This window comes from Parasutterella excrementihominis YIT 11859, assembly GCF_000205025.1.
Lineage (GTDB): Bacteria > Pseudomonadota > Gammaproteobacteria > Burkholderiales > Burkholderiaceae_F > Parasutterella > Parasutterella excrementihominis.
Genome location: NZ_GL883743.1, coordinates 1 through 6,979, shown reverse-complemented (window position 1 = coordinate 6,979; position 6,979 = coordinate 1). Strand labels below are relative to the sequence as shown.

At 44.7% G+C, this 6,979-nt stretch carries 5 protein-coding genes; 1 reads left to right on the top strand and 4 read right to left on the bottom strand.

Annotation, left to right across the window (positions count from 1 at the left end; genetic code table 11):
* Positions 1-75: 75 nt before the first annotated feature.
* From HMPREF9439_RS09525 to HMPREF9439_RS09515, 3 genes are all read right to left on the bottom strand, one after another.
* Positions 76-1,230: a porin gene (locus tag HMPREF9439_RS09525; protein WP_008812412.1), complete on the bottom strand. Its 1,155-nt coding sequence runs from the start codon at positions 1,228-1,230 to the stop codon at positions 76-78.
* A 123-nt stretch (positions 1,231-1,353) separates the two neighbouring features.
* On the bottom strand, positions 1,354-2,415 hold the full coding sequence (locus HMPREF9439_RS09520; protein WP_008864675.1) for a porin: 1,062 nt from the start codon (positions 2,413-2,415) through the stop codon (positions 1,354-1,356).
* A 102-nt stretch (positions 2,416-2,517) separates the two neighbouring features.
* Positions 2,518-3,495 carry an AEC family transporter gene (locus HMPREF9439_RS09515; RefSeq protein WP_008812416.1) on the bottom strand — a complete coding sequence of 326 codons (978 nt, stop codon included), beginning with the start codon at positions 3,493-3,495 and terminating at the stop codon, positions 2,518-2,520.
* A 329-nt stretch (positions 3,496-3,824) separates the two neighbouring features.
* Here HMPREF9439_RS09515 and HMPREF9439_RS09510 point away from each other — a divergent pair, with 329 nt between their 5' ends.
* Entirely contained in the window at positions 3,825-5,288 is a 1,464-nt protein-coding gene (locus tag HMPREF9439_RS09510; RefSeq protein ID WP_022099703.1) for a Do family serine endopeptidase, read from the top strand.
* A 567-nt stretch (positions 5,289-5,855) separates the two neighbouring features.
* On the opposite strand, the gene HMPREF9439_RS09505 is transcribed toward HMPREF9439_RS09510, so the two are convergent.
* Entirely contained in the window at positions 5,856-6,536 is a 681-nt protein-coding gene (locus HMPREF9439_RS09505) for a MarC family protein (protein ID WP_008812419.1), read from the bottom strand.
* Between the last annotated feature and the right edge of the window lie 443 nt (positions 6,537-6,979).

Here is a 6,979-nt window from a genome sequence, read left to right as displayed (position 1 = left end):
TAGAGAATGCTCATGCCGAGCACACCAAAAAGGCCTCCCGAAGGAGGCCGATGACTAATCAGAGATCAGGTCAGATTAGAAAGCGTGGCGAAGGCCAAGGTAAACCTGGTAGCCGTTGTAAGCAACGTCTTCGACTTCCTTCCATTCTTTACCTGAGTCAGCGTAGCCGGCATAAGCCTTAACAGCTGTTCTCTTGGAAAGCGGATATTCATAAGCTGCGCCAATTGTCCAGGCACGAACGTCGCCATCAACCTTAACTTTATTAGCGCCGACCTTTGTAGCTTCGTCTTTACCGAAGAGATAACGAGCGCCTAACATAGCTTTGCCACCAGCAACCTGAGCTGATGCAGACAGGCCGAACATATGAGTTCTACGGCCGTGATCTTGATGGGCGAACTGATAGGCAAACATCGGTGTCCAAGAGCCAAGGTTGTATTCGAAACCATAGTTGATAACGTAGATAGGTTTCTTCTTGGCTGTTGCATCTCCTACTACTTTATCTTTTACATCAGCCCATGCCTGACCATTGTCAAGAGCTTTCCACTGATTTTCTGTAAATACATCAGAAACTAAAGTCGCAGCAGTTGCAGATCCTTTGTTATCCGCAGCTTCAAAAATCAAACTGGATCTGATGGCATTGGCTTGGTATTTAACACCGATACCATAATAATGGTTGTTATCAGACCATTTTTCAGAGTCACTTGTCAGGCCGTTAGAGTACATCACATGGCCAGTGAAACCATTAAAAGACGGGGTAGCATAGGACAGAACATTGTCCATACGGCTGAAGTTATTGGCAATAGCGCTCTGCCAAGAACCAGCACCATAAGAAGTACCGAAAGCCCACCCTGTCAGGATAGCCTGAGTCTGCGCGAAGGACAGAGCGCCTGTACGGCCGAAACCGAAGGAGCCGAAGCCGCCTTTAACATACAGGAAAGATTCACGGTTGAAAGCTTTTCCGGATGTAGCTTCATTGCCGTTGTCAGCGTTGAAACCCTGTTCAAGAACGAAACCGGCGCTGTAACCGTTGCCGAGATCTTCAACACCCTTGATGCCCCAGCGGGAGCCCTGGCCGAAACCGGAGTTCAGTTCGACTTTGTTGTCGCCGTGTTTAGCTTTCTGGACGATCACACCTTCTTCGATGATACCGTAGAGAGTGACGTTAGAAGCAGCAAAAGCCAGAGAGGAGAATGCGCCAAGAACGCCCATGGCGATAAGTGTTTTTTTCATTTGAGTAGTACTCCAATTGAAGTTATAAAACTTGCAGAAAGTTCAAATTCCTAGCAACAATCGAAGTTCAAATGAAAAAAGCCTCCCGAAGGAGGCCGATGATTAATCAGAGATTAAATCAGATTAGAATGCATGACGAAGGCCGAGGTAAACTTGATAGCCGTTGTAGACAACTTTCTCTGTATCTTTCCAGGCTTTAGCACCGTCGGCATAACCAGCATATGCCTTAACAGCCGTTCTCTTGGAAAGAGGATAAATGTAAGCTGCGCCAATGTTCCAAGCGCGAACCTTATCATCTCCTGTTGTTATAGCTTCATCTTTACCAAAGAGATAACGGGCGCCTGCAAGCACGTCACCACCAGCTACAGGAACTTTAGCAGAGAGACCGAACATATGAGTCTTCTTCCCATCGTCCTGGTTAGCCCACTGATATGCAAACATTGGCGTGAAAGAGCCAAGGTTATATTCGAAACCAAAATTGACAGTGTAGGCTTTATCTCCGTGAACCTTATTGCCTACTAGATTCTTTTCTCCACCTTTGTTATCTACTGCTTCAAAGATCAAGCTGGATTTGATCGCATTAGCCTGATACTTAGCGCCGATACCGTAGTAATGAGTATTTTCAGACCATTTGTTTGTGTCTTCACCAATGCCGTTGGAATACATTGCGTGGATAGTTAATCCAGAGAAAGACGGGGTCGCATAAGAAATAGTATTGTTAAGACGGCCGTAGGAAGTACCGATTTCGCTAGTCCAAGAAGAAAGACCTAAGCCAGTTCCGAGCGCCCAGCCTGTAAGGATGTGATTAGACTGCGCTCCGGAAGAAAGTGAACCAGTGCGACCGAAACCCAGTTTACCGAAGTTGCCGGTCACGTACATGAATGATTCACGGGTAAATCCACTTGAAGTTGTATAATTAGCGTTTGCGGCGTTGCCGTTGTCCGCAGTAAAGCCTTGTTCAAGGATGAAACCAACAGAATAACCGTTCCCAAGATCTTCTACACCTTTAATACCCCAACGTGACCCTTGGTCAAACCCTGACTTGAGTTGGACAGTCGTATCTTGGTGTTTAGCTTTTTCCAAAAGAACACCTTCTTCAATGACACCGTAGAGAGTTACGTTAGAAGCAGCAAATGCAACGCCGGAAGCAGCCATTACAGCAGCAGCGATAAGTGTTTTTTTCATTTGAGTAGTACTCCAATTGAAGTTATAAAACTTGCAGAAAGTTCAAATTCCTAGCAAGCCTTCCTACTCAAACGAAGACTATCCTCATCGACGTTGTACTCTCTACCCTAATCCTCCAAAATACCTTGTCAAAAATGCGACTGCCATTGGAACAGTGAATGAAGAAACAACTGTCGTAATAATCATTGCATTCGCGATAACAGCCTCAGCTGCATGAAATTGTCGGCACATCAAGTAAACATTAACACCCATAGGAAGGCAGCCTAAAAATACAATCGCCGTCGTCTCAACCGGCCCTAATCCGATTAACAATGCTAAAGAGAAGATGAGCGCAGGATGAATGAATAATTTAATGGAGCTCAATACAACGCTCTTTCCTAACCCTTGGCCTATTCCGTATTCGGACAACCCCATCCCCACCACAATCAGGCTCAGTGCAGTTGCTGAGTTGCCTATTAGACGGACAGGCTCGTCAATCACATAGGGGATGCTTAATCCCGTAAAGCTCCAGGCAACCCCGCAAAAAATGGCAATAATCAAGGGATTTTTGAAAACTGACGCTAAAGTTTTCAAAAAAGAGCGGATCGTAAGATGTCCCGACTGAAGAGAGAATTCAACGGCAATTGAAACCAAGGTCCACAACACCAAGGCGTTTAAAGACAATACCGCAGATACCGAAGGAGCGACTTTTTCTCCAAGCATCGCAATGGCTAGAGGGAGACCAAGAAGTCCGTTATTGGAGAAGACACATCCGGTACCGAAAATTGCAGTTTCTACCGGCTTCATTTTCAAAAGATATCCGGAAACAAATCGTCCGATAAAAAACAGAATGAAGCAGGCTCCGAAAAATGCGATCAACAGCCTTAGATCTGCATGGCTTTCTGTTAACGCAAGGTTAGACAGAAGACGGAACAACATCGCCGGAAGAGCAATATTAAAAGCAAACCTTGAAAGAACTGTGCTGGCGGTTTTATTAAATCCAAACCAGCGCGATAATGCGAACCCCAAGAAAATGAGCAGAAAAAGCGGCGAACTTTTTCCAAATTGAAGTAAAAATTGAGTAAATAAAGTTTGTTCCATGGGTGAGGTCTTATTAATTAATTTTCTTTCATCTTACGCCTACAGCCTTTAGCAGAGCCTATTCCTCAGCCTTTTTCTTAACGATCTCAATCATCCGATTCTTTTTATTTTTAACAATCGTTCTGAGCTGCATTAATCTGTTGACCTTTTTCTCTTGCCGAAACGATCCGATTTCTTTTGTTTGATTTGTTCGAAAACGTAACATCTCTTCATCTGAATTTACGTTCATTTACTCTTAATTTTGTTCATCCGATTTCATTAAGTAGCCCTTAATTCAAATAGTTAAAGATCTAAACCAAGCTGAACTTTATCTACCAAGGATTTATTTGATGCTTCGTATTTCAATGAAAAAAACGGCCGCAGCCGCTGCCGTCACTTTCGCTTTTGTCGCCGGCTCTTTAGTCCAGACATCTCCGATTGCTCCGATAACCTCCGCTCACGCTCAGCAGGCGCAGCTGCCTGACTTCACCAAGCTTGTGGAGGACAACGGTAAAGCAGTCGTAAGTATTCAGGTTACTCAAAAAGCCGCTGTGCGTAAAAACGCAAACCCTTTCAAAGGAATGCCCAAAGACAAGCTCGATGAGCTCCGTCGTTTCGGATTCCCGTTCCCCTTCCCCGGACCGGATGGTTTTGAAGATCGTATGCCAGAACGCAAAGGCCAAGGCTCCGGCTTCATTATTAGTCCGGACGGTCTGATTCTTACTAACCATCACGTTGTTGACGGCGCTGATGAAATCAAGGTCCATCTGACTGATGATCGTGAGTTCAATGCCAAAGTTATCGGCAGTGATGCCAAAACAGACGTTGCTGTCATTAAGATCGATGGGAAAGACCTTCCGTGCGTTAAGCTCGGCAACTCTAAAGATGTCAAAGTAGGCGAGTGGGTTGCTGCTATCGGCGCTCCCTTTGGTTTAGAGAACACAGTCACGAGCGGTATCGTCTCTGCTAAGAGCCGTAACCTCCCAAGCGATCAGTTTGTCCCGTTCATTCAGACTGACGCCGCCGTCAACCCGGGCAACTCCGGCGGTCCTCTTTTCAATATGAAGGGAGAAGTCATCGGCATTAACTCTCAGATCTTCTCTACTTCCGGCGGCTTTATGGGCTTGTCCTTCGCTGTTCCTATTGATCTGGCGCTTCAGATTAAAGACGAACTCGTCAAACACGGTAAAGTAAACCGCGGCCGTTTGGGTGTAATGATCCAAACAATGAGTCCGGAGTTGGCAAAATCTTTCGGCCTTGAGAAAAACAAAGGCGCTTTGATCGCTCAGATCCAAAAAGGCTCCGCAGCTGAGAAAGCCGGCCTGCAGGAAGGAGATATCGTCATCCTCTTCGACGGAAAGGGCATTGATAATGCTGCAGACCTCTCTCGTGCAGTCGCTTCTGCTCGCCCGGATACCGAGCACAACGTAAAAGTTCTTCGTGAAGGCAAAGAAGCTGAAGTAAAGGTCAAACTTGACGCAGCTGCCGATACTTCAGTTGCTAAAGGCAAAGCCGCTGAAGAAGCTCGCGGTCGTTTAGGCGTAACCGTCCGCGGTTTGAATGACGAAGAGAAGAAAAAATACGGTGACGGTCTCGTTGTCGTCGAATCTCATGGTCCTGCTTCCGAGGCCGGAATCAAAGAAGGTGATGTCCTCTTATCCGTAGGCGGCAAGAAGATTCGCTCCTTCGAACAGTTCAAAGATGCTGTGAATGCTGCTGACAAGACACTAGCTCTTCAAGTTGCTCGTGACGGAAGCAGAACATTCCTGGCCGTAAAACTTGATCCGAAAGACAAAAAAGAAGAGAAGAAATAATCTTTTGATTTAATTCATCTAAGCTCGGCTTCCGCAACAGCGGTTGTCGAGCTTTTTGTTTTAGGATTTCTTGGAACGAGACTATTTTGTTCGGTAGTCACAATTAATTATGTGAAAAAGACCACAAAATCACCGCAACAATGCGGTATAGGATTGGTCAAAAATAGGTATCAATCATTAGATTTATACTTAAAAATCAATAAGTACAGTAAAAATCCCTATAAGAAACTATTGTCTTAACTACCCTCAGTCCCTACAATGCATTTGTACGTTTTTAAAACTTAGACTCCTTTTAAGCCGAATTCGACGTCTTGATCGGAAAGCTACAAGTTTCCAAGACGAATTGAGGAACAACGCCTCCGTAATTAGGATGGAAGAATTTATGTTGGACTATTTAAGAGAAGAATTCGCCGCTTACAGTAACGAACTGATCATTATTGGCGTTTTAATTATCGCCTTTGTCAGTTTCTATTCTCGTTTCTTTCTGAAAAGCAGCAAAAAGAAAAACACAACTAACCGTTAACAGCAAGGCCGCAGAGCGCGGCCTCATTTGTATCTATGTTCTGTTTATTTTGGCACGGACGATACTAGAGTCAGCCACAATTCTGAGAAACCCGTCCAAAAAATCTGCACACCTAAACACACCAAAATAAATGAGAAAATGCGTCCGATTGCATCCGAGCCACTTGGTCCCAATATCTCGGTAATACGATCAGCGTAACGGAAGCATAACCAAACAATCAGAGCATTCGCCAAAGCTGCAGCAAAGGCTCCGATCACATTAGGAATGGTGAAATTCATTGATGTACCGATAGCTGTTGTCACGGCAATGGCGCCCGGTCCTAAAGTGAGCGGCATCGTAAACGGATAAAAAGCAAGCTTCATCCAATCCTGATCGGTTCTCGGCTTATGAGCTCCGGCAGTTGACTCAACTTCCTCCTCCCCTTCACTAGAAGAAGAAGTATTATTCAAAGCCAACCATCCGGCAGAAAAAAGAATCAGGCCGCCAGCGACTCGAAGAACTCCGAGAGAAATCCCAAAAAAGCTCAGAACAAAAGAGCCGGCGCACAGGGTCACCAGCGCCATGATCAGAAAGTAAATACATACTTTATTGGATAAGGTCATGCGCTGAGCGCGGGTTGCTCCCGAGGTTATCGTCAGGAAAAACATCGCCGCCCCGATAGGATTAACCACCGTCACTAAAGACGTAAAAACATAAAGAAAGGTACTCAGGAATGAGGAAAGCATTTTGTGCTTATAGTATTTGGATAAGGATGCTGAATTTTATAGCAGAACAGTATTTCCTGAGAAGCCTCTTACCCAGAAATCAGATAGAAGACAAAAACAACCAAAGAAAAAAGGACGGTCAACCCGTCCCTATCTCTCGGTGTTCATAGGACTATCTCGACTTTTTCATGGCCTCTGCCATCAAACGATTACGAACCATTCTGCAAGCGCAGATTTCAATCATTTTTCTCAAAACTTTTTTCATATCTCTCCCTCCTTGATAAGAATAATAACCCATAAACATAGTATTAACCCTAATCTATCTCAAAATGAGACTGATTAGTTTCCTGGGGATTCTAGTTATGACTGGAAATGTGAATAAGTTTTCAAGAGGCCAATTCTCCATTTGTTTTAATTCTCATCAATTTCAACTGTGAACATGTTCACACAGAAGAAATAAGCAG